18 protein-coding genes are annotated in these 23,327 nt (G+C 36.7%); 6 read left to right on the top strand and 12 right to left on the bottom strand.

Translation table 11 applies throughout. From position 1 onward, the window contains the following. Window positions 1–45 precede the first annotated feature (45 nt). The gene (gene fahA / locus DZ858_RS10605; RefSeq protein WP_117160420.1) at window positions 46–1,329 is read left to right on the top strand and encodes a fumarylacetoacetase; all 1,284 of its coding nucleotides are present in this window, start codon (window positions 46–48) and stop codon (window positions 1,327–1,329) included. Window positions 1,330–1,379: 50 nt separating this feature from the next. Beyond that, a complete protein-coding gene (locus DZ858_RS10600; protein WP_117159641.1) occupies window positions 1,380–2,558 on the top strand; it encodes a hypothetical protein in 1,179 nt (392 codons plus the stop codon). A gap of 36 nt (window positions 2,559–2,594) precedes the next feature. On the opposite strand, the gene DZ858_RS10595 is transcribed toward DZ858_RS10600, so the two are convergent. Together DZ858_RS10595 and ytxJ are read right to left on the bottom strand one after the other, a co-directional pair. Continuing rightward, entirely contained in the window at window positions 2,595–3,419 is an 825-nt protein-coding gene (locus tag DZ858_RS10595) for a 5'-nucleotidase, lipoprotein e(P4) family (RefSeq protein ID WP_117159640.1), read from the bottom strand. Between the two features lie 19 nt (window positions 3,420–3,438). Next, complete coding sequence (gene ytxJ, locus DZ858_RS10590) at window positions 3,439–3,834, bottom strand: bacillithiol system redox-active protein YtxJ (RefSeq protein WP_117159639.1); 396 nt, start codon at window positions 3,832–3,834, stop codon at window positions 3,439–3,441. Between the two features lie 217 nt (window positions 3,835–4,051). Between ytxJ and clpB the strand changes: the two genes are divergently transcribed. Next, the gene (clpB, locus tag DZ858_RS10585; protein WP_117159638.1) at window positions 4,052–6,658 is read left to right on the top strand and encodes an ATP-dependent chaperone ClpB; all 2,607 of its coding nucleotides are present in this window, start codon (window positions 4,052–4,054) and stop codon (window positions 6,656–6,658) included. 181 nt (window positions 6,659–6,839) lie between these two features. Here clpB and DZ858_RS10580 read toward each other — a convergent pair whose 3' ends face one another. The 7 genes from DZ858_RS10580 to DZ858_RS10545 all read right to left on the bottom strand — a co-directional run bounded on the left by DZ858_RS10580 (window position 6,840) and on the right by DZ858_RS10545 (window position 14,424). Beyond that, window positions 6,840–9,875, bottom strand: a complete 3,036-nt coding sequence (locus DZ858_RS10580; protein WP_117159637.1) for a hypothetical protein — start codon at window positions 9,873–9,875, stop codon at window positions 6,840–6,842. A gap of 12 nt (window positions 9,876–9,887) precedes the next feature. Beyond that, a complete protein-coding gene (locus DZ858_RS10575) occupies window positions 9,888–10,724 on the bottom strand; it encodes a hypothetical protein (RefSeq protein WP_117159636.1) in 837 nt (278 codons plus the stop codon). Between the two features lie 75 nt (window positions 10,725–10,799). Beyond that, window positions 10,800–11,153, bottom strand: coding sequence for a DUF4870 domain-containing protein (locus DZ858_RS10570; protein WP_117159635.1), 354 nt, complete (start codon window positions 11,151–11,153; stop codon window positions 10,800–10,802). Between the two features lie 175 nt (window positions 11,154–11,328). Further along, entirely contained in the window at window positions 11,329–12,153 is an 825-nt protein-coding gene (locus DZ858_RS10565; protein ID WP_147309591.1) for a hypothetical protein, read from the bottom strand. Between the two features lie 9 nt (window positions 12,154–12,162). After that, entirely contained in the window at window positions 12,163–12,939 is a 777-nt protein-coding gene (locus tag DZ858_RS10560) for a hypothetical protein (protein ID WP_117159633.1), read from the bottom strand. A 23-nt stretch (window positions 12,940–12,962) separates the two neighbouring features. Then, complete coding sequence (locus DZ858_RS10555) at window positions 12,963–13,865, bottom strand: DUF4412 domain-containing protein (protein ID WP_117159632.1); 903 nt, start codon at window positions 13,863–13,865, stop codon at window positions 12,963–12,965. Between the two features lie 373 nt (window positions 13,866–14,238). Beyond that, window positions 14,239–14,424, bottom strand: coding sequence for a CsbD family protein (locus DZ858_RS10545; protein WP_117159630.1), 186 nt, complete (start codon window positions 14,422–14,424; stop codon window positions 14,239–14,241). Window positions 14,425–14,609: 185 nt separating this feature from the next. On the opposite strand from DZ858_RS10545, the gene DZ858_RS10540 reads away from it, so the two are divergent. After that, entirely contained in the window at window positions 14,610–15,134 is a 525-nt protein-coding gene (locus DZ858_RS10540) for a SixA phosphatase family protein (RefSeq protein WP_117159629.1), read from the top strand. Here DZ858_RS10540 and DZ858_RS10535 read toward each other — a convergent pair. After that, entirely contained in the window at window positions 15,124–15,900 is a 777-nt protein-coding gene (locus DZ858_RS10535) for a DUF6503 family protein (RefSeq protein WP_117159628.1), read from the bottom strand. The two genes, DZ858_RS10540 and DZ858_RS10535, sit on opposite strands and share 11 nt — an antisense overlap. 95 nt (window positions 15,901–15,995) lie before the next feature. Here DZ858_RS10535 and smpB point away from each other — a divergent pair, with 95 nt between their 5' ends. Together smpB and DZ858_RS10525 are read left to right on the top strand one after the other, a co-directional pair. Further along, window positions 15,996–16,460 carry an SsrA-binding protein SmpB gene (smpB, locus tag DZ858_RS10530; protein ID WP_117160419.1) on the top strand — a complete coding sequence of 155 codons (465 nt, stop codon included), beginning with the start codon at window positions 15,996–15,998 and terminating at the stop codon, window positions 16,458–16,460. Window positions 16,461–16,593: 133 nt separating this feature from the next. After that, complete coding sequence (locus tag DZ858_RS10525) at window positions 16,594–19,071, top strand: DUF5686 and carboxypeptidase regulatory-like domain-containing protein (RefSeq protein WP_117159627.1); 2,478 nt, start codon at window positions 16,594–16,596, stop codon at window positions 19,069–19,071. Between the two features lie 82 nt (window positions 19,072–19,153). On the opposite strand, the gene DZ858_RS10520 is transcribed toward DZ858_RS10525, so the two are convergent. Further along, window positions 19,154–22,096 (bottom strand): T9SS type A sorting domain-containing protein, encoded by a 2,943-nt coding sequence (locus tag DZ858_RS10520; protein WP_117159626.1) that lies wholly within the window; start codon window positions 22,094–22,096, stop codon window positions 19,154–19,156. 117 nt (window positions 22,097–22,213) lie between these two features. After that, window positions 22,214–22,855, bottom strand: coding sequence for a protein-L-isoaspartate(D-aspartate) O-methyltransferase (locus DZ858_RS10515; RefSeq protein WP_117159625.1), 642 nt, complete (start codon window positions 22,853–22,855; stop codon window positions 22,214–22,216). Between the last annotated feature and the right edge of the window lie 472 nt (window positions 22,856–23,327).

Below are 23,327 nucleotides of genomic sequence, written 5' to 3'. Positions count from 1 at the left end.
ATTATATATTTGATTACAATTTTTACAAACTACAAAAAAACGAATATGCCTTTACAAGCTAACGATCCATCTTATACATCTTGGCTGGAAGTACCAAAAAACAGCGACTTCCCTATCCAAAACATCCCTTTTGGGGTATTTTTAACACGCGACGATGTTATTACTATTGGTACCCGAATAGGTGATACCGCAATAGACTTAGGCGCTTTACACCAACTTGGTTATTTTGAAGGAATAGACCTTACCGATGATATTTTTCTACAAGACAGTTTAAACGACTTTATAGCTGACGGTCGAAAGACTTGGCGCTTGGTTCGAAACCGTATCTCTGAAATATTTAGAGAAGGCAGCCGTACCGAGCTTCGTGACAACAAGGAACACCGTGAAAAAATATTATTCAGCATGGATGAAGTAGAAATGCAATTACCTGTTGATGTAGGTGATTATACCGACTTTTATGCGAGCAAAGAGCACGCAACCAATGTAGGTACTTTATTTCGTGGACCAGAAAATGCTTTAATGCCTAACTGGCTTCGCATTCCTATTGGTTACCACGGAAGAAGCTCGTCTATAATTCCTTCCGGTACTCCCGTCAAAAGACCTATTGGGCAACAAAAGCCTGGTGATGATGGTGTTCCTGGATTCGGACCTTCAAAATTGGTAGATTTTGAGCTAGAAATGGCTTTTATCACTACAGCCGCAAACGACTTAGGAAAACGAATTTCGGTTGAAGATGCCGAAGAGTATATTTTCGGTCTTGTTATGTTTAATGACTGGAGTGCCCGTGATATTCAAGCTTGGGAATATGTGCCGCTTGGCCCCTTCTTAGGAAAGAGCTTTGCTTCTACCATTTCACCTTGGATTGTTACTTTAGATGCCTTAGAAGGTTTCCGTACAGATGGTCCCGCTCAAGAGCCTGAACCACTTACCTATTTAAAGCAAGATGGTAAAAAGAATTTTGATATCAATTTACAAGCTATTATTCAACCAGAAGGTGGCGAAGAAAATGTCGTTGCTAACAGTAACTTTAAATACATGTACTGGTCTATGTCGCAACAATTGGCACACCACACTGTAAATGGTTGTAATGTGCGAAGTGGCGATATGATGGGTAGTGGAACCATCTCTGGACCTACTAAAGACAGCTATGGTTCGATGTTAGAATTAACTTGGAAAGGTCAAAATCCTTTAAAAATGAATGATGGTACCGAACGTAAGTTTATAAACGATAACGACACAGTTATTCTTCGAGGTTTCTGTGAAAATGACAAGGTGCGAATAGGCTTTGGAGATTGCAGCGGAAAAATACTTCCGGCAGACCCATTTTAAAGTTTGGCATTACAATTGTATTTTAGCTCTCATAACCAAATTAAAAAATTATGAGAGCTTTTTTATTTTCAATAGTAGCACTACTTATTTTTTCGTCGTGTAGCAGTGTAAAGCGAAATCAAAAATTTATAGCTGAAGGCGATTACGATCGCGCTATAGACCTTGCCGTTAAAAAGCTTCAGAAAGATAAATATGCCGAAAAAAACGACGAGCATATTATTCTTTTAGAAGAAGCGTATAAAAAAGCTGTTGCAGAAGATACAAGACGGATCAATTTTCTAAAAAAAAGTAACGAGAGCAATAAGTCTCGATCTATTTATTTACTTTACAAAAAACTGGAAGATCGTCAGTTTTTAGTTCGCCCATTACTTCCTTTATATAGTAAAACCCTTGGTAGAAACGCCGATTTTAAGTTTAAAGATTATAGCAGCCAGATTATTACAGCCAAGCAAAATTATGTTGCAGATCTTTACAATGAAGCTGTCCGTTTAAAAAACAGGAATACAGTTGAAGATTATAGGGATTCCTATTATTTATTATGTGATATTCATGACCTACAGCCCAATTATAAAGACGTTACTATATTATTAGATGACACCCGTTTTTTAGGTACTGACTTTGTGTTGGTATCATTGAACAACCGCACTAACCAAATAATACCTCTTCGATTAGAAAGAGAACTGCTAGATTTTAACACTTATGGTTTAAACAATTTTTGGACCGAGTTTCACAGCAAACCTGAGAACGGAATTGAATATACCCACGCCATTGATTTAAATTTACGGAATATAGCCATTTCGCCAGAACGTATTTCAGAAACCGAAGAACGCCGTTCGCAACGTATTAAAGATGGTTGGGAATATAAAAAAGACCGAAATGGTAATTATGTTTTGGATCGTGAAGGCAACAAAATAAAAGTGGATGTCTATAAAAATGTTACAGCTATCATAAACATAACAACCCAAGAAAAGGCAGTGCACGTATCAGGTGATGTTATTTATAAAGATTTGCTGAACAATCGAAACCTTAATAACTATCCACTTGCTTCAGAATTTATCTTTGAAAATACATTTGCTACTTATCGCGGCGATAGGCAAGCATTATCTCAAAACGATTGGATATGGGTTCAAAACCGGTTTGTACACTTTCCTTCCAGTGAGCAAATGGTATTCGATGCTGGGGAAGATATGAAGGTAAGATTAAAAGAAATTTTGAAAAGAAACTTTTAATTAGCAACTGTTGTTTAAAATTCACAAAAACAAATCTTAATACCCGTTTAATTTTTCACGAATAATAGAATCTTTTTGAGTAGGTGACCAATTATAGTTTCCTTCATAAATGCCATCAGTTTGCCAAGCACCATACATAGGATTTGGAAGTACAATAAATGTATTTCCAAATTTCTTTTTTATGCTATCAGCTAATGTATTTCGCTTTTGTGTAGGTTGATTATCAAAAATAGCTGAAAAGTCAGAAAGATTATCACCTAAATACATCACCACCTCGTAATTTTTATAAACCTTCTGGCGACGCGTTTCTTTATCAACTCCTTTTTTCTTCAAAAAAATATGATCGGCATCGGCATTGGGAAAGCCCAGTTTTTTCATGTTATTCAAAGTCGTTTCTTGCTGAATATCATGACGATCTGAAATGTAAAACACAGTAACACCATTAGCACTAGCGTAGTTTAAAAAATCTAAAGAACCAGGTACAGAAGTTGCCTCTTCAAGATTTCCCCAAGCTACCCAAGAATCGCGGCTGTACGGCTTTCCTTCTTTAGCTCGTGTTGCTTGGTACGGACTATTGTCTAAAACCGTTTCGTCAATATCTGTAATAATTGCCAAAGGTTTTCCAGTAGCTGATTTATTAGCTATCTCTTCTTTCAGTTGAAGTGTAGCCAAATTAAACGCTTGGAAACATAATGCTTTATATTCCGCCGCATTTTGTTGCCAGAGTATTCCTTGCAATTGGTAGCTTTCAACATTTGGTTGTTGTGCACCTCCTGAAACATTCTCTGTTTGTGGTAAGTTTTTACACGACGATAAACTAAACAGTATAAGTGATAAGCTTATAAAACATGAAAAACGCATATATATATCATATTTTCAATTAAACAAAACGCGCTAAATGTTCAGCATCAATCCCTTGATGTGAATCATGATGAACTACTTCGCCATCCTTAAAAATAATTATTTGCGGACTTTCATGCTGTACTTTAAAACGATTTGCAATTTCGTCTGAAATATTTCGGTTTTGCAATAAATCTAGAAAATATAATTTCAGTTGGTCATCAGAGAGATCGTAGTTTTTCTCAAACTGTTTTAACACCATTCGGCTAATACCACAACGGGTGCTGTGCTTAAAAACAGCCACAGGCTTATTTTTAGATTCTTCTATAATTTCTTCTAGCTGTTCCATAGTAGAAAGCACATGCCAAGGTGTTTCAACTATCTCTTCTTTTGCTATATCGCGTTCTGTTTTCTTGAACATATCTAAAAATCCCATAGTTTTATTTTTACACAAAGATACAGTCTAACATTTTATTTTTTCTGAAAAATATGATAAAACAAGCACAAAACACAGTCAAAATGTCTGTTAAAAATCGTTCTGTAACAGACATTTTGTCTTAATTTTAAAGTGGCTCATATTTTGAAATAGGATATTTAAATTTAATTTAAAAAAACGCTGAGAAGCAGTTTGCTTCAGAAAAGAATATATAAAAATGAACTTTAATAATTTTACAATAAAAAGCCAAGAGGCCATACAACAAGCGCAGCAAATAGCGCAAGGATTTGGTCATCAACAAATAGAAAACGAACACATTCTCAAAGCTATTTTTGAAGTAGATGAGAATGTAACCCCTTTTATCTTAAAAAAGTTAAACGTAAATGTTGCTTTACTTCAACAAGTTTTAGACAAACAATTAGAAAGTTTTTCAAAAGTAGAAGGCGGTGATATTATGCTTTCTCGTGAAGCTGGTAAAACAGTAAACGAAGCAAGTATTATAGCTAAAAAAATGAACGATGAATATGTTTCCATCGAGCATTTGTTATTGGCTATCTTAAAATCAAAAAGCAGTATTGCACAGAGTCTAAAAGATCAAGGTGTTACTGAAAAAGGATTAAAAGCTGCGATTGAAGAATTACGCAAAGGAGATCGTGTAACTTCTCAAAGTGCTGAAGACACCTACAACTCTTTAAACAAATACGCCCGTAACCTCAACCAGTTAGCCAAAGACGGAAAATTAGATCCCGTAATTGGTCGCGATGAGGAAATTAGAAGAATCCTTCAAATTCTATCACGGCGAACCAAAAACAACCCAATGTTGGTAGGTGAACCAGGTACTGGTAAAACGGCAATCGCGGAAGGGCTAGCACACCGTATTGTAGATGGTGATGTTCCTGAAAACCTTAAGAGTAAACAAATTTTCTCTCTAGATATGGGTGCTCTAATTGCAGGAGCCAAATTTAAAGGAGAGTTTGAAGAACGCCTAAAAGCGGTTATTAAAGAAGTAACCACTAGTGATGGAGACATTGTTTTATTTATCGATGAGATTCACACGCTAGTAGGAGCCGGTGGTGGACAAGGAGCCATGGATGCCGCTAACATTTTAAAACCAGCATTAGCCCGTGGTGAACTCCGTGCCATCGGTGCCACTACTTTAGATGAGTACCAAAAGTATTTTGAAAAGGATAAAGCCTTGGAGCGTCGTTTTCAAAAAGTGGTTGTGGATGAGCCAGACACTGAAAGTGCCATTTCTATTTTACGCGGAATTAAAGAAAAATATGAAACCCACCATAAGGTTCGTATTAAGGATGAAGCGATTATTGCCGCTGTAGAACTTTCAGAACGGTACATTACTAATAGATTTTTACCAGACAAGGCAATCGATTTGATGGATGAGGCTGCTTCTAAACTTAGGATGGAAATTAATTCTAAACCCGAAGAGTTGGATGTGTTAGACCGAAAAATTATGCAACTAGAAATCGAGATCGAAGCCATTAAGCGTGAAAAAGACGAAACAAAACTAAAGACACTTCGAGCAGATTTGGCTAATTTAAAAGAAGAACGTAATGAGTTAAACGCCAAGTGGCAAAGCGAAAAAGAAGTAGTTGATAATGTTCAGAATCTTAAAAAGGAAATTGAAGATTTAAAATTAGAAGCCGAACGTGCAGAGCGCGAAGGTGACTTCGGAAAAGTAGCTGAATTACGTTACGGAAAAATTAAAGACGCTCAAGAAGCTTTAACGAAATTAGAGACTGAGCTCGCCGAAAATCAAAGCGCTAGCTCTCTAATTAAAGAAGAAGTTACAAACGACGATATCGCCGAAGTAGTCGCTAAATGGACAGGCATTCCTGTTACCAAAATGCTACAAAGCGAACGTGAAAAGTTATTGAAACTTGAGGACCAACTACACAAACGCGTGGTGGGTCAAGAGGAAGCAATTGTTGCTGTTAGTGATGCCATTAGACGAAGCCGTGCTGGATTACAAGATGAGAAAAAGCCAATTGGTTCCTTCTTGTTCCTAGGTACAACTGGTGTAGGTAAAACAGAATTAGCCAAAGCATTGGCAGAATACCTGTTTGATGATGAAAATGCCATGACCCGTATCGATATGAGTGAATACCAAGAACGTCACAGTGTAAGTCGTTTAGTTGGTGCCCCTCCAGGATATGTTGGGTATGATGAAGGCGGTCAATTAACCGAAGCTGTTAGACGCAAACCATATTCTGTAGTACTACTAGATGAAATTGAAAAAGCACATCCTGATACATTCAATATTTTATTACAAGTATTGGATGAAGGTAGGCTGACGGACAATAAAGGTCGTGTGGCAGATTTTAAAAACACGATTATCATCATGACCAGTAATATGGGGAGCCATATTATTCAGGAGAAGTTTGAAGCGGTAAAAGATCCAGATACTGCAATGCAAGGTGCCAAGGTTGAAGTACTAGGTTTATTAAAACAACAGGTCCGCCCTGAGTTTTTAAACCGAATAGACGACATTATTATGTTTACTCCATTAACTCGAGAAGACATAAAACAAGTTGTTGGCCTTCAACTAAAAGGAGTTTCAAAAATGTTGGCAAAACAAAATATTACAATCGATGCTACCGAAGAAGCCATTGCGTATTTGGCTGAAAAAGGATTTGATCCACAATTTGGAGCAAGGCCTGTAAAAAGGGTGATTCAGAGGGAAGTTTTAAATGAACTTTCTAAAGAAATACTTTCAGGAAAAGTAACGACAGATAGTATAATCTTAATTGACAGTTTTGAAGACGGACTCGTTTTCCGAAATCAAACAGATTTAGTTGAAGATAACTGAACTGGGTTGGAGCTTGCCTAATTTTTGAGATATTTCAAGAAAAAAGCTCCGTTTTATAATTGGTTGGTTAGTTGAAACACCCCGGAAATAATTTTCGGGGTGTTTTTTTGGGTCTTTATAATAGCTAAAGAAGGCCTTTTCTAAAAATTTGGTTAGTTAGTTTTTCAGAAATTTTATCATATTAACACTTAACAAAAGAATGACTACCTCCCATCATACCAATTAAGTTTTCCACGCCGGCCATTCCTGTTCCAACTGGACCAAGTCCCATATACAGAATTTCTTTATAAATATTACATGCCAAATCTTGTAATGCCTTTGCTACTTGGTCATTGAGACCTGAAGCATCCATAAGGATAATAGCTTCAGATGCAAAGGCGTAGAGCTTAACGAGTGTTACACTGTAAGCAGCAACGACTCCTAAGGCAAGCCCGCCCCCGGCTGCCATCATACCGATGTTCATTCCGGCAACTATTTTTTCATATTCATTTACGACTGTTTGTAGGTTTTCTAATTGTGCTTGTATGTTTTCGCCACCTCCTCCGGTCATATCTGGAAGGATGCCATATAACTCACCATAGTAGTGGTCAACGCTCCAAAAAGCTTTCTTTTTTGCTGAGGCATCAAAGAAGTTTAGTGTAGACCCCCTAAATAAATACTCTCGAAAGTATTTATAATCATCCCCTAAGGTTTTAGAAGAATATCGGTCTGTATCAAGTAGATTTTCACTACATACTAATTGCTCACCATTTAACTGGGAGTACGTACTAATTGGGAAAGCCCTTGCTTCAAGCAATGCCAACTGAGCAGTTTTTTGGGCATTAGCTCGTATCCACTCTTTACCATTTCGAGTTAAGGTTCGATATTTAGAAGTACGTAAATAATCAAAAGATAAATGTGAATTTTCTGAATATAATGCGGGCTTAAACTTTAAAACCCCGACTCGCATGCCATCTACGTACGTTGCAGATTCTTCATTGACCGACTCTTCCAAGGGCTGCATCATACTCAACAACACCGAAGGATAATAGAATCCTCCTTGCTGAAAATTTTCGAATGCTTTTTCGGTTTCACCTTTTAAATAGGGTTCCATCCAGTTTCGGGTACTCAACAGCGCTTTTAAGTATTCTGAAAAACGAACCGAAGTGGTTGCTCCAGCTTTTTCAAAAGCAAAGGTGATGTTACCCAATAACATTTCATGTACTTCATTGGCCATTTGCTTTGTAGGCGACGCATTATATTGAATAGTTTTGTTATATCCAGCCAAATTACGGCGTTTAACACCTTGATTTCCCACTTTTATATCAAGATACAGCCCGACAATACGTTTTCCCACTGCGTTTTCACTTCCTTTAGGGAAGGTGTAGGTATCAACTGCTTTTATAGATGTTTTAGAAAGCGATACATCAACTTGATGTTCTCCTTCTTTTTCAAAAGTGCTATAACCAAACACGTAAGGTGCCAATTCTATTTCACCCACAATTTTTTGTATTTCGGTAATGGTTGCTTCTTGGTCTTCGGCAGGAATTATTTTTGCCGAAGTATTAGCGGCAACTTTTTCAATGTACTTTTCTGCACCATCATATACTGCCAAGTAAACCGTTGGTGCCCCAGTGGCATAAATTTCTGTATAATCGGGGTTGAATTTATCGTTGTTATGGCCATCAGTCGCATAAAGCACAAGGTTTTTATTGGACTGGGCTGCTTTTAAATGTGTTGTATAAACATTCGACCCTGTTTCCATCAATTCTATATCGGAATTGGGATAAAGTTCTCTTATAACTTCTTGTGTTTGTTGTAGAAATTTTTTAATCCCTTTTCCCCTATATTTACTTGGCATGCTTAGAGAAGTATCGTAAATAAGTAGGATTTTTGGAGCTATGATATTTTTACGTAAAATTCCTCTAACAACATTTTTATTATCTTCAATTTGAAAACTATTGGCTGAAAGTCCTTCAACTACTTCTCCTTCAGTATTAATTGGCGTAAGTTCCAATTCAACATTCGGAAACACTTTGGGATTGGCTTTAACTTTCATTGAAACGACTTCCTTGAGGGTTCCGGCTATTTTGCCATGAGCTGTTTCTTCAGAAAAGAGAACCGCTTCTTCAAAAATATTTTCTCCTCCCAACGTAATTGGGTCGCCCACAAAAGATCGCTCTTGCAGGTATTCAACATCTTTGTTTAAGTCCTGTAAAGCAATACTTGGTGTAAAGGTGCTTATACTGTTGATGCTTTGTGTGGCCTGCTCCTCGAACGTCAGGTTGTTCAAAAATTGTAATTTCAGTTGGTTGCCCACCAATTCAGAAGCCTTATATTCTGCAGAAAGGATTTCCTTTTCCTCTCGCATATCGAATGAATTGGTTGTTTTTATTGAAAAAGTAACATCAAAGTCCTCTTCTTTAAACTTACCAAGATCATATGCTTTTTTACTTTCATTAGTGGGGTGCAACACTCCATATTCCACCGAAGGGTCGAACAAATGCAAATAAACATCTTTGTCTTCTTTTTTAAATGCTACTCCGGGAACATTACGATTTGAAAAATAAAATTTGCTTTCATTATCTTCTTTTAGTTGTTCTGGCTTTGCTTTTTCCAAAAGACTGTTGGCCAATTTTTTTGCTTGAAGAACTACATTTTCCATTGGCTCAAAACTTCCTTGTTGTTCGCTTGCTCCCAATTCTTTTTGCCATTTTCGGTATTGGCTGCTGTTTACTGGTATGCTGAATTTTGGCTTGTTCTTTTTAAACAGTATTTCTTTTGCTCTTTCTTCAGTAAGTGATATATTTTCTTGCATTATCCGAGCTTCAAAACCTGCATCGATAAGCATATTTTTCAAGATTTCGGCTTTTTCCCTTGGAGTAGCCATTCCGCAGCGCAATCCCTGTTCAAGACCGTACATAGTACCGTAACTAATCCGTCTTAAATACTGATGGTCACTTGGTAACAATAACAATTCCTCGCGTACAAAACTGAACATTGCTTTAGGGTCTTTTTGTTTAACAAGCCTGTCTCGTTTTGCGATAAAGTTATCTGGACTATAAGAAAGGGCATAACTTATTTCTTCCCACGTTTTAAACGGAGGTATTCCTTTTCCAGGTGGGATATCGATACTCTTTTCCGAATCACAAGCATGGAACATGGGTAATAGGTATGCTCCTGCACCGGCTAACATTAGTTGCTGAAAAAAAATTCTTCTGGAAGGATCGTAATCCATAATCTGTTGTTTTTAATGTTCTTTAAAAACCCATTTTACATCGTTTGGCAGCGATGGTTCTACGGTATATTTTTTTGCTTTATAGTAAGGAACATCCCCCACCATCTGGTCTTCTTTTATTTCGGTTTTTACGTAATTCCATCCTTGGTTAAAGGATAAATCATACACATCTGTAATAGCTATTTGTTTGGTTATTTCGGCGTTATCGGTTGCCTCAATGTTTCTTTTGCAGATGGTGTAGGCTCCTGTACTCGCTTCAGCAAACCAAAATTGTAATCGATATCCAGGATGGCCATGGTATTTACCAAAAGGCGAATTATTATACACCTGTTGCCTTGAAGTAGCCAAACTTAAAACCCCTATTTCGTTTTCGTTTTTTTTTATGCTGAAAAAAACAGGAATCACTCCCGTTTTTGGCATTTTGTAATCTGTTTTCTCAGTAGATGCAGTCCCTTCACATTTAAAAAAGTTGGAAACTGTGGTATCAAAATTTACTGAACTTGGCATTTTAAAATCAAAAGTGCCATCTTTATGAAATTCCCCGACTTTCACCTCTTCTCTATTGTTTCTTTTATAAGGCTGCGTTACCAAAAAAATGGTTGCATCCCCATGTCTCCATCCTTCAAACTTTTTTTGATTGGATTTGGTGATGCTGTACTTTTTTAAATGTGCATCAGATTGGTTCGTTATAGTTGTTTTATCATCAGTTTGCTTTTCACTTTTACTTTCTGAAGTACTCATGTTTGTTACAAGAGGAACAATACCGTTGGTAACAGGAGTTTCTTTATTAAATGAATCCTTACATCCTACAAAGCACAACAGAATCACTACTATTTTTAAAATTTTCATAATTCCCAATTTTATTGTTCAACACAATAATTGCAAAGTGTATAACCGGGGAGTTAGTACTATCACAACTTATTTTTAGATGCTTTTAAACCATTCTTCAAACTTGTTGCCGAAAAAAGGCAGTGGTTTCTTCTTTTCATTCATCGCATTTATCAATCCCATTACCCACATATAAATAAGCAATAGGGTTCCTAGAATACTTACAATCCACCCTAATACAGGGATGAGGCCAACGACTCCTAAAGCAAGCCCAGCAGCAGCCAAGCCAATGGATTGACGAATGTGATAGGCACCAAAATCTGTTTTTTTGTCGTTGTTCATCACATACGCGATTATAAGTCCGATAATGGTAAGATATGAGATGACTGCAATGGTTTTTCCTTCATTGGTATCTGTTACTTTTTCAGTGTTTGTTTGTGTTTTTTCCATAATTGTAAATTGTATTGTTTAAAATTTAAAACGGTAACCGCCCTGCCTTTTTAACCTCACGTATTATAAACAGGCTCCTCTTCCCGTTTATAATGGCTTAAGTCCCTTACACTTTTTGAGAGACAGAGCGTGTTATCGTTTTTTCCATATTTAATTCAGTGTTTATATTTTTTTATTAAAGCCCCAAGCTTATCCATTTGTCAATAAGAAGGGATTTTTTCTTTACCTCTCGATAATACACCTTAAAGGTAACGGGCTTGGTGTTATCACCTTCTTTTACCAAAAACTCGTTTGATTTATTGTTTACCTTCGTTTCTTCAATAGCAGTTTTAAGGGCTTCGGTTATTGGTTCAATACGAGTAATTGCCACTGGTGCCTTGTTCTCGGGAATGCTGTAAAAAAAATATTTGATTCCCTCTTGGGTTGTCATACTATTGGTATCGGTAAGAGAAACTTCTGTCCCGAGCAGTTCTATTGAAGGTTTATTAACCAATGAATTAATGGTTACCGTTGCCGATTTTTCAACCTCTCCAGCAGCTTGAGTATAACCCACTTTCATTTTAATATGTACTTTGCTTGCTTTGGGGGACGGTACCACCATATTTGATTTTACGGTGGCTTTAAACCCAATGGTATCGTACATTTTTTTCCACTGATCTGGTTGAATGAATGCTTCCGTGCGAGATGAAAACCGGTAGCGACCTTCTTTTGCCAGGCGTTCGGTTTCTTCTTCATAAGCTTGTACTCCTTTTTCGTGCGCTTTAATCAGGTCCTGCCCTGTATCGTCTTTTAGCTCCAGTAACTCGGTATTCTCGGGGTCGATGGCCGAAAAGCTTTCTACCTGTACCCAAAAATCGACTTCAAAAGTATTATCTGAAAACGTTTCACCGGGAATTTCCTTTTCTACTTCCAAGCGGACGGTTTCCACTTTTTGAGCGTATAGATTGATACTGAACAAAATTGTTATTAATAAAACTATATATGTATTGATGATTTTCATTTTTAGGTTTTATTCGCAGGGAAGGCTTTGTGTCAATGAATTAATTTCGCCCGAACGTTTCGCCATAAACTCAGGAGAATGAAAATAGGTTATATAGTCTATCAATTCTGAAAAATATTCTTCTTTCTGATCATTCCACTCTTCTTCATTCAACTTAAAAGCAATTTTTAGAATCGTGTCCAAATCTAACTCACCAGAGTCTGGATCATTCATCCATCTTTCATGAAGTTCTTTTAATATAAAAGGGAACGTTCCTGCTATTTTAGAATAAGGATTACCAAATTCTTCCGATGTTTTTTGTAATACATAAAAAGCTTTACCAAGTTCTTCAGAATTATAGCCGCTCCTCATTAAATATGCGTACTTTTTTTTCAAAATTAATCGGCCATAATATTCTTTATCAGTATTAAACTCGTCTGGACAATAAATTTGGGTACCTGCAGAGAGTACCAATAATGCTTGCATTTCAAGCAAGTCTTTCGTCTTTTTACAACCTTTTGTATTATCGATCTCTTTCTGATTAGTAAGCAATCTTTTTTGATGAGATTTCATTAAGGTGAGACATTTAATTTCCATTGGTAAGTCTTCAAGCTCGTTAACACCACCGAAAAACTTTTGCATCCCTTCTTTCATTTTCTTTGCATCGGCATCTTCTTCGGCATTATCTGTAGCATCGCCCCGTTCTTTTTTGGCGTCTTCAACAATATCGAAAACACTTATTTGTGCGTATGAGGTCGTAGATAGATTTAAAAAAAACAATCCTAATATTATATAAAGTGTTTTCATGATTTACTTGGTTTGAACAGGTTTTACATTCCGCTATATTCTGCTTTATTTATAGTAAAAGGCTTTTCTTTTAACGCTGTGCATATCATATGTACATTATCTCTTTTTCGTTTGTTGGAGGTGTATTCCATTTCCATCATCAAGGAGTTTTTACCAAACGGAATGGTAGCCGTGTTCATGTTCTTTTGCATTTTTTCAAGGTTGGCGAACATACCTACAAAGCTTACTGGAGCTTCGTCCGTAATGTAGATTTTGCTGGTGCCTTCATCTTGTTTTACTAAATAGCCTTTACAGTTATATCCTAAAATAGTCTTGCTTGGTAAAGGTGTTATATTAGCCGTATTTGCAGCTTTGTTTTCTCCTTTTTGTGTTTTTTCAATCATTTCCTGCATTTTTTCTTCTAAAGGAATACGCATTTTCATCGCCATCTTTTGGCCGTTATTATCCATAAAGGTTACCATAGCTTGATTTTCTAAATCGTACACAATGACACTGTTGGATTTCTCATTCGGTATGGCATTACCAAAATAACTGGCGTTAGGCTCTATAAAATATTGCAGTGTCATTTCTTCCTTCTTTTTGTGAGTGGAGGTCATTTTCATATCCATTACATACTGAAATTTATAGGTATCAGGAATGCCCTCCATGCCACCTCCAAAAATGGACATAGCTCTTTTCTCTGCTTTCGCTTTCTCCTCGTCAGTAAGCTCTTTTGATTTAGTCTTTTCTTTTTTTCCATCACCTTTTATAACACCATCGATGGTTTTATCGGTTTCTTTAGATACTTCACGATCCGTTTTATTTAGCACTGTCCGTTCCACGGCATTTTCTGCGCGCTTTTTAAGTTTTTTAAAAAATTGGGCGTTTGAGGTGCCACAGATTGCTATGGCAAAAAATAGGGTAAGGAGAATTTTAATGGGTTTCATAATTCAAGTTTTTAAGGGTTTCTTTATTTTGATATTTTAAAACTACTGCTACCTTGTTATTTAGACTATAAACTATGTTACAAAGTATTGCACGTATGTAACAAGCGGCATAAAACCCTTGTTTTAGGTGTTTTACAAATATCCATACGTCACTAGGGTTTACAATAGAAATATACATCGTTACAAACATAGAAACCTTGTAAACAATTTTTGAGAGGTTAAAACTTGAAATTGTGGGGGAGTTTTCACCCTTTTTGTTACAGGAAAAATAAAAAGTAAACTACTACAGAGTTATAACTTTTAGGAAAAGGGCATAAAAAAACCGCTTATATTATAATAAGCGGTTTTTAACATTTACAGACTGAAGGTTAGCCTACCAGCTATCAATTTCTTTTTTAACATCTTCCTTTGCTTTACCCGTTTTTTCTTGGATTTTACCAACAATTTCATCGTACTTTCCTTCAGAGTAGGCTTCTTCATCGTTCATTTCAATACCATACTTCTGTTTAACGTTTCCTTTAATTTGGTTCCATTTTCCTTTTAATTGATCTGAGTTCATAATAATTTTGTTTTTTTGTTTATACTATAAAGATACCTTTCAATACCACGGTTTTTACCTAACGTATTTATAAATTTTATAGACACTTCGTTATTTTATTGCCAAAGTTTCTTAAAAATTGTTATTTTACTTTGTTAGTATTGAGTATGGAAACTCAAGACGTGAGATTTTAAAATTATAAAAAAATGAAAAAGCTATTTGCATTTTGTATTCTATCCGTTTTATTGTTTTCCTGTGTTGACAGGAAGCAGCCAAAACCAAATACTGACATTCCAGATATTACCACCTATTATTTAATACGTCACGCCGAAAAAGATCGAACCAACCCAGACAATAAAAACCCAGACCTCAACGAAAAAGGAATTGCTCGTGCTGCTATATGGAGCAAGGTGTTTCAAGATGTAAAATTTGATGAAATTTATTCAACCGACTATAAACGCACCCAACAAACAGTTTCAGCTATATCGTTACAGAGCGATGTGAAACTCACACCTTATTCGCCCGATCATTTATATAGTGAAGATTTTAAAATGCGAACGCAAGGTAAAACCGTTTTAGTAGTGGGTCATAGTAATACGACGCCCCAATTCGTAAATAAAATTATAGAAGAAAATCGCTATCCAGATATGGATGATAATGACAACGGTACCTTATACATAGTAACAGTAGTTGGTGATAAAACAAAAGTGCAAGTGCTTGTTATTGATTAAGCAGTTTTACCTCTATGTTTTTATTTTCAATTTTGGAGAGCAAAGGTAGTTTATGATTTTCGAAAAGATCGTCAAGATCTGATAATGGGGTGTTTAAATCTTCAGCTTTATAGTTTTTGTAATCTACAAAACGGATTCCTTCAACAACGCGAGGATTATAAGCTTCGCGAAAACGAATGCCACCTTCATTAACAATATAGCTGTACGCTAAATAATCTACTGTAAAGTTTTTTTGATGTATCCAATACATAAACTCATCATCGTGATCGGTACCACCGCCTTCTTTAGTAAAGGTCACTTTTACTTCGAAATACGGCTCGCCTTTTATAGTGTCTTTTCCTATTAATTGTTTTTGAACTGCTGGTGCATTTAATCCATACGGCAATTGTGCAAAATAATGAACTGAATTTACACTATTGCTTAATTTTAAAGCTGTTGTATCGGCTAACTCTAATACGATATCGTTTACGGAGCGGATAAATCCTTCGTTGCTCAGTTCGTCTCTAATTAGACCGGTAGAATCGTTTGTTATTCTTTCAAACGTGTAAGCACCTTGTAACCGTTTGCTTTTATATACTTTATCTCTAAAAGTGAATGATACTTCAGCGTGGTCGCAATTTCCGTCGCAAGCCTTTTCAATGGCTTTATCTATAATGGTTTGAGCTGTTATGTTCTCTTCAGAATTCGTTGCATCGTTTGTTTCCGTTTTCGAATCTTTACAAGATACTATCGTGATGAGCAGTAAAAGAAAGGCTAATTTTTTCATTGGGTAATTTTAATATCAAAAGTACGCAATCGTATTTAAAATCTTATGATACTTTTAAAAGGTTACTAGTGTTAAACTTATTATTTTTGTTTTCTATGGCACTTCAGAAAAATGTAAATATTAAAAACCGTAAAGCGAGGTTCGAATATGAAATTCTAGACACCTACGTCGCGGGAATTGTTTTGGCAGGTACCGAAATTAAAGCGATACGTGAGGGAAAAGCTTCTATTGCCGAGAGCTTTTGTGAGTTTCAGAACAATGAGTTGTTTGCTATTAACATGACGGTTCAAGAATATTCGCATGCTACTAGTTTTAACCATAATCCACAAAGTGAGCGCAAATTACTTTTAAACCGGAATGAGCTTAAAAAGCTCGAAAAAGAAGTAAAAAATACAGGTTTGACTATCATTCCGCTGAAATTATTTACTAACGACCGTGGTTTAGCAAAACTGCAAATCGCACTGTGTAAAGGTAAAAAGGAGTATGATAAACGTGAAGCTATTAAAAAGCGAGAAACTAAACGAGATTTAAGTAGGATTAAGAAAGCGTTTAATAACTAAGGCTATAAACCGCTTCGCTTTTAGATGTGAGACTTTATCAAGTTAAAAGAATATATCACATTTTAATTTCGAAATTAGCACAAAACCGTAACAAAGCAATTAGTTTCTCGTCTTACTAGAAAACTGCCTATCTATGACAAGACTTGTACTCGCCATTGCCCTACTTTCCACCATTATCTCACAAGCTCAAATAGTTGGGAAAGTAACTGACACCAATGACAATCCGCTTCCTTTCGTAAATATTTACTTAAAAGATTCCTACAAAGGGACTACTACCAACGATACCGGGAATTTTCGTTTGGATGTGTCTGAAACAACTGAATATGAAGTCATTTTTCAGTTTTTAGGCTATAAAACCCTGACTAAAACTATTAATGCCACTTCATTTCCTTATGTTTTAAATGTTACTATGGATGAGGAATCGGTAAGCCTTGACGAGGTAATTGTCTCCAATGACGAAGACCCTGCGTATCGAATTATTCGTGAAACCATTGCCAAACGACAGGAAACACTTGATAAACTTTCAGCTTTTACTGCTGATTTCTATTCTCGTGGCATTTGGCGTGTAGAAGACCTTCCTGAAAAAGTGTTAGGTCAAGAAGTAGGCGATTTTGATGGTGCTCTGGATTCTACCCGTACGGGAATTATTTATCTTTCTGAAACGATAAGTGAAATTGCCTATCAACAACCCGATGATTTCAAGGAAAAGATTATCGCCAGTAAAGTAAGTGGAAATGACAACGGTTTTAGCTTTAATAGTGCGCAAGATGCTAATTTTTCGTTTTATAAAAACTCGATTGACCTCAACGCTTCCATTGTTTCGCCCATTGCCAATAACGCGTTTAATTATTACCAGTACAAGCTCGACGGAATTTTTTACGAAGGCAACAAGCTCATCAACAAAGTAAAAGTAACCCCAAAGCGCCCCAAAGACCGTGTCTGGGACGGTTTCATCTATATTGTAGAAGATGATTGGCAATTGTATGGTGTGGAGCTTAATACTACTGGTTCGGCTATTCAAGTGCCGATGGTAAATAAACTGTTGTTTAAACAAAATTTTAAGTTCGACCCCAATACAGAGGCTTGGGTAAAACGCTCTCAGACCATTGATTTTAGTTTTAAATTCTTAGGCTTTCAAGGCGATGGGCAGTTTATTGCCGTGTATAGTAATTACGATTTTCAACCACCGTTTTCTAAAAAATCATTTACAAATGAAGTCCTTCTTTTTGCTGAAGAAGCCAATAAAAAGGACAGCCTTTTCTGGAAAGGAACACGCCCCGTACCATTAACGGATGAAGAATTGCGTGACTATGTAAGAAAAGATAGCATTCAAGAACTTCGGAAATCTAAAACGTATTTAGACTCGGTTGATGCCGTTTCCAATAAAGTGAAGCCGTTAGATATAATCACCGGATATTCGTATAAGAATAGCTATGACAAATGGAGCATGAGTTATGACGGAATTTTCCCGGGTATTAACTTCAATACGGTTCAAGGGTGGAATGCGAGTGCGGGACTTCGATATTTTAAGTGGTACGATGAAAACCAAACCGAATGGCTTTCTATTTACGGTGATGCAAACTATGGAATTTCAGAAGATAGGTTACGTTTTACTGGAGGCATTACCAAGAACTTTAATCGTACTAATAGATTGCGTTTATCCCTTTTCGGCGGAAGCAAAGTACAACAATTTAATGCTGAAGAACCTATTTCGCCTATTGTAAACACAGTTTCTACCCTTTTCTTTGAACGAAATTACATAAAGGTGTACGAATTGAATTACGCCAAAGCAGCCTATAGCCAAGAACTGTTTAACGGACTGCGCCTTTTTACCAACTTTGGGTACGAACAACGGAAACCACTATTTAATACCACTGATTATGTAACCATCCCAAACAAAGATGTTTCGTACACCTCGAACAATCCATTGAATCCTTCAGACTTTGATAATGCGGCGATTGACGAACATCATATTTTTAAAACGGGTATTAGAGCCGATATCACCTTTGGTCAAAAATATATGACCTACCCCGATGGAAAATACAATTTAGGCAACGATAAATATCCCGCGCTTTCTGTAACTTTTGAAAACGGTTTAGGCGCTTCAAATGATGACTATAATTACAGCCAACTGCGAGCGAGTCTATCTCAATCTATCAATACAGGTAACAAAGGTGAGTTTGCATACCGCTTAAATGGAGGAACGTTTTTTAATGGTGATAATATCAGTTTTGTAGATTACCAGCACTTTAACGGTAACCAAACACGAATAGGTACTTCTTCAAACTACACCAATGTATTCAACTTGCTTCCATATTACCAATTAAGTACCAACAAAAACTATTTTGAAGGACATGTAGAACACGATTTTAAAGGATGGATTCTAGGTAAAATACCTGGTATTAATCAGTTAAACTTTAATTTGGTAGCCGGAGCGCATCTTTTGAGCATTGAAAACAACAAGCCATACAGCGAATTTTCAGTAGGTATTGACAATCTAGGTGTTGGAAACTTCCGCTTCTTACGACTGGATTACGTTCGTTCGTATTATAATGGCAGAAGCGATGGTGCTTTTATTTTTGGGTTGAAGTTTTTAGGGTTTTTAGATTAGGTTTTCAAAAGTTATATTTAAACAAAATGCATAAAAAAAGCCACTTTTTCAAGTGGCTTTTAATTTACTTAACAATCAAATATTACTTACTTAAAAGTAATTTATGAGAAGTGGAAGCATTTTCAGTTTGTACATTTACAATATACATTCCTGCTGCCATTCCACTAAGGTTAATTTGATTCGCTCCAGTTTCAACAGTAGTTTGTTTTACTACTTTCCCAGTAACCGTTACAATAGTCACCGAAACTTTTCCTGAAACACTATCTGCCACTTCTATAGTAAAAATTCCATTTGTTGGATTAGGATAAATAGTACTTGTTGAAATTGCTTCAACATTATTCACTCCTAATACTCCACCACGTTCGTACGAACCGATATCGCGATTTCCAACTAAACTGAAGTTTCTTTGATCTACAAAAGTATCTGCTGGATCACCATCGTCTATTCCTTCACTACCCGATAAAAGTTCGTGAGTGAAAGTAAGACCTCCGTTATCTTGCAAAGGACCTAAGTTTGGTGCAATTCCTTCAATATCATTTGAAGCTTCAGGAAACTCATCATTATCATCGTTACCTATTAAGTTATATCCATTTGAAGAAAAAGAGCCTGATACATCTTGACCATTTGCCGCTGTATTATCAGCTACAATTGTGTTCTTAATTGATACAACTGATTCTGCTTCAATTCCACCACCTTCTCCAACGGCTGTGTTTAAAGTTATCGTTACTGCGTTGACATCCATTTCATCATTATTATAAATTCCACCACCATCGGCAGCTGAATCATTTCCTGAAACCGTACTTCTAAGTATCGTTGCAGAACCTGAATCGTTGTTTAATCCTCCACCACTATTTGCAGTAGCTGAATTGTTTGAAAGTGTAGAAGCCCTAAACTCAAGCATTCCTCCGTTGTTGTATATTCCTCCTCCATCTGGAGCTGAATTACTAGCTACGGTACTTGTATTTACATTCATCGCTGTTCCACTTTGGTTCCATAATCCACCACCCTCATTGGCAGCTTCATTATTTAAAATATCACTTTCGTCTATATTGATAATACCGCTCATTCCTGTTACGTGAATTGCTCCACCATTACCTGGATTGGCAGTTCCGGCTCCTCCATTAACATCGTTAGCTGTTAATTCAGAGTCATCAATGATTAAATTTCCATCAATGATTTCGATAGCACCACCGGCACGATTTGCAGAATTGGAATCTAAAATAGATTCTGTAATATTTACAGAACCATCTGTGCTTAATATTCCACCACCACTAGCTGAAGTACCTGTGGCTAGGTTGTTAGTAATTTCAGTTTCATTTATAATAGTTAACGTACCACCATTATTGAAAACTCCCGCACCACCATCGTGTGCTTCATTTCCTTCGGCAGTATTTCCATCTATTAAAACACCATCAATCGTCATAGTACCAACACTATTCCATAATCCTCCACCTTCTCGGCTTGCTGTATTATTTGTTACTGAACCATCAGTAATGTCAACATTTCCTGGTCCGCTAATGTGTAACGCTCCTCCATTTCCTGGATTACTATCAGCAACATTACCATCAAGATCTACATTATTTAAGGTAACTGTATTTCCAGCAACAGAATTCTCTTCAATTCCTCCACCTGCTCTAACTGCAGTGTTTCCGGAAATAGTAGAACTACTTACTGTAAGAGTACCTAAGTTATTAAGGATTCCACCTCCAGAACCAGAGGTGCCGTCAGCTATATTACCTGTAATGGTAGCTCCTTGTACGTTTAATGTACCTTCGTTATTATAAATACCGCCACCACCTTCATCGGCCATGTTACCACTTGCGGTATTTCCGTCTAATGTAGTTCCGTCTACTGTCATGGTACCACTACCATTCCAAAGACCTCCACCTTCTAAATCGGCAGTGTTATTAGATATAGTACTATCCATAATCATAGAGTCTCCTGGACCGCTAATATGCAATGCTCCTCCATTTCCTGGGTTCGATGCAGTGCTGTTACCCTCCATTGTTACGGTATCTAACATAATACTACCTCCATTGGCAGAATTATGTTCTATCCCTCCACCAGCTCGGCTAGATTCGTTGTTAGAGATTTCAGAATCATTTACTGTAAGTGTTCCTTCGTCATTAAAAATTCCTCCACCAGAACCTGATGTTCCATCTGCTATGTTATTGGTAATTGTAGCTCCATTTAAAACTTCTAGCGTTCCACCGCTATTATAAATACCTCCACCACCATCGGTAGCTTCGTCTCCTTCAGCAGAATTCCCATCAACGGTTGTACCGTCAACAGTCATGTTTCCAGTACCGTTCCAAAGGCCTCCACCTTGAAGTTCAGCACTATTACCATTTACAGTACCACCCGTAATTTCGGCATCACCAGCTCCTGTAATATGAAGTCCTCCACCGTTTCCAGGGTTTCCTGTTGCAGGATCTACCCCAGCATTATTGTTATCAAGATTTACGTTATTAAGAATGATGTTTAAACCATTGTTAGAGTTATCTTCGATTCCGCCACCAGCACGATTCGCTTGGTTTCCTGAAATTTCAGAATCATTTACCGTTAAACTTGCTCCAGTATCAACAAATATTCCACCACCTGAACCTGATGGTCCGTTAGCCTCACTATTTGTAATATTGGAGTCATTAATAATTAAATCGGCATCGATTATATAAATGGCTCCACCATCTTCTTCTAAACCATTAGTAATGGTTAAATCGTTTAAAGTAACAAGACCATCAGTTATATTAAAGACGCGACCATTTTCGTCAGCATCAATCGTTACACCTAATAATCCTCCTGTAATGGTTAACTCTTTATCTATAACAAGTTCACTGTTTAAAGTAACATTTGTTACTAAAACACCAAAGGTGATTTCACCACCTGCGGGGGTGTCAGCTATTTCTTGTCGTAAAGTTCCGTCAGATCCATCATCGTCTCCACTCGTTACAAGTTGGGCTGATGATGTGTTTGTGACAAATACCGCCAAAAAAATGACGATAATTGAAGTAAAATAATTTTTCATAGAGTAATTTTTAATTAAACTTATAGTTTCTTATCAATTACTTACGAAAGAAGGATGTTCTTTGGTTTTCTTATAATCGGCATTTAACCTTACCTTAACAATAGAAGGCAGGAATAATTAATTTTTATCCTCTAACAACGGTACAAAGCGAAACTCACCGTATTCGTTTTTTTCAAATTCTTTTTCTGAAGTACGGGTAAAAACCGTCATAATCTGATTTTCCTCCCCAACTGGAATAACCAACCTACCTCCTACTTTTAACTGTGCCAATAATGGATTAGGCACAAAAGGTGCTCCGGCAGTAACAACAATACCATCGTATGGTGCTTCTTCTGGCAGTCCTTTATACCCATCGCCAAATATTAAACGTTTGGGGCGGTATCCCAATTTTGGTAAAAAGCGTTTTGTTTTTTTAAACAACTCATTTTGCCGTTCTATAGAAAACACAATAATTCCCATCTCTAACAATGCAGCGGTTTGATAGCCACTACCAGTGCCTATTTCTAATACTTTATCACCTTTTGTAACCTCCAACAATTCCGTTTGGCGGGCTACGGTATAAGGTTGCGAGATTGTTTGGTCTGCAGCAATAGGAAATGCTTTATCCACATAGGCATGTTCAATAAAACCCGAATCCATAAACAAGTGCCTTGGGATGGCATTGATGGCTTCCAATACGGCTTTATTTTTTATTCCTTTGGCTTTTAAGGTTTCAACCAAACGTTTTCGCATGCCTTTATGGGTGTAGGTATCTTTCACTTTTTATCGGTTTTTGTTTTTACAAAATAAAGAACTTTTTACATATCAATAGGCTAAAATGAGCTTATCTTTTTTGTTGTTTGTAAGTTGTTGGTATATTGGGCTATTGGGTCTTCGGTACTAATTTGTAATCCCTATTGGTCTCCCAAATTCACTCAGACACCTATTATTTTTTAGCCTTATAGCATCTATTAGAAATGAATAAATATCAACCAGTCTCGGCGCCTGAGTGCCCCGACGATAGGAGGGGTTTATCGAAGGCCATTATCAATTAACTCACAACGGTATCTTCGATACTAATTTGTAATCCCTGCCGGTCTCCCAAATTCACTCAGACACCTTAAGTTCCAGATACCCTCGGTGCCTGAGTGCTCCGACGATAGGAGGAGTGCGTTGTGCTGAGCCTGTTGAAGTATATCGAAGGCAAATATTTCCATAAATTCAATTATCTTTAAAATCTTAAAAAATATCC

This window comes from Marixanthomonas ophiurae (assembly GCF_003413745.1).
In the GTDB taxonomy this organism is placed as follows: domain Bacteria; phylum Bacteroidota; class Bacteroidia; order Flavobacteriales; family Flavobacteriaceae; genus Marixanthomonas; species Marixanthomonas ophiurae.
Note: the sequence above shows the minus strand (reverse complement) of the source record. Positions and strands in the feature narration are given on the sequence as shown.

Bases quoted from the DNA above. Each gene is read 5' to 3' on its own strand.
- DZ858_RS10565 (WP_147309591.1), bottom strand. From the start codon at position 12,153: ATGAAAATCATCAATACATATATAGTTTTATTAATAACAATTTTGTTC.
- DZ858_RS10560 (WP_117159633.1), bottom strand. From the start codon at position 12,939: ATGAAAACACTTTATATAATATTAGGATTGTTTTTTTTAAATCTATCT.
- DZ858_RS10535 (WP_117159628.1), bottom strand. From the start codon at position 15,900: ATGAAAAAATTAGCCTTTCTTTTACTGCTCATCACGATAGTATCTTGT.
- DZ858_RS10545 (WP_117159630.1), bottom strand. From the start codon at position 14,424: ATGAACTCAGATCAATTAAAAGGAAAATGGAACCAAATTAAAGGAAAC.
- clpB (WP_117159638.1), top strand. From the start codon at position 4,052: ATGAACTTTAATAATTTTACAATAAAAAGCCAAGAGGCCATACAACAA.
- DZ858_RS10600 (WP_117159641.1), top strand. From the start codon at position 1,380: ATGAGAGCTTTTTTATTTTCAATAGTAGCACTACTTATTTTTTCGTCG.
- DZ858_RS10555 (WP_117159632.1), bottom strand. From the start codon at position 13,865: ATGAAACCCATTAAAATTCTCCTTACCCTATTTTTTGCCATAGCAATC.
- ytxJ (WP_117159639.1), bottom strand. From the start codon at position 3,834: ATGGGATTTTTAGATATGTTCAAGAAAACAGAACGCGATATAGCAAAA.
- DZ858_RS10570 (WP_117159635.1), bottom strand. From the start codon at position 11,153: ATGGAAAAAACACAAACAAACACTGAAAAAGTAACAGATACCAATGAA.
- DZ858_RS10595 (WP_117159640.1), bottom strand. From the start codon at position 3,419: ATGCGTTTTTCATGTTTTATAAGCTTATCACTTATACTGTTTAGTTTA.
- DZ858_RS10525 (WP_117159627.1), top strand. From the start codon at position 16,594: ATGACAAGACTTGTACTCGCCATTGCCCTACTTTCCACCATTATCTCA.
- fahA (WP_117160420.1), top strand. From the start codon at position 46: ATGCCTTTACAAGCTAACGATCCATCTTATACATCTTGGCTGGAAGTA.
- DZ858_RS10575 (WP_117159636.1), bottom strand. From the start codon at position 10,724: ATGAAAATTTTAAAAATAGTAGTGATTCTGTTGTGCTTTGTAGGATGT.
- DZ858_RS10520 (WP_117159626.1), bottom strand. From the start codon at position 22,096: ATGAAAAATTATTTTACTTCAATTATCGTCATTTTTTTGGCGGTATTT.
- smpB (WP_117160419.1), top strand. From the start codon at position 15,996: ATGGCACTTCAGAAAAATGTAAATATTAAAAACCGTAAAGCGAGGTTC.
- DZ858_RS10580 (WP_117159637.1), bottom strand. From the start codon at position 9,875: ATGGATTACGATCCTTCCAGAAGAATTTTTTTTCAGCAACTAATGTTA.
- DZ858_RS10540 (WP_117159629.1), top strand. From the start codon at position 14,610: ATGAAAAAGCTATTTGCATTTTGTATTCTATCCGTTTTATTGTTTTCC.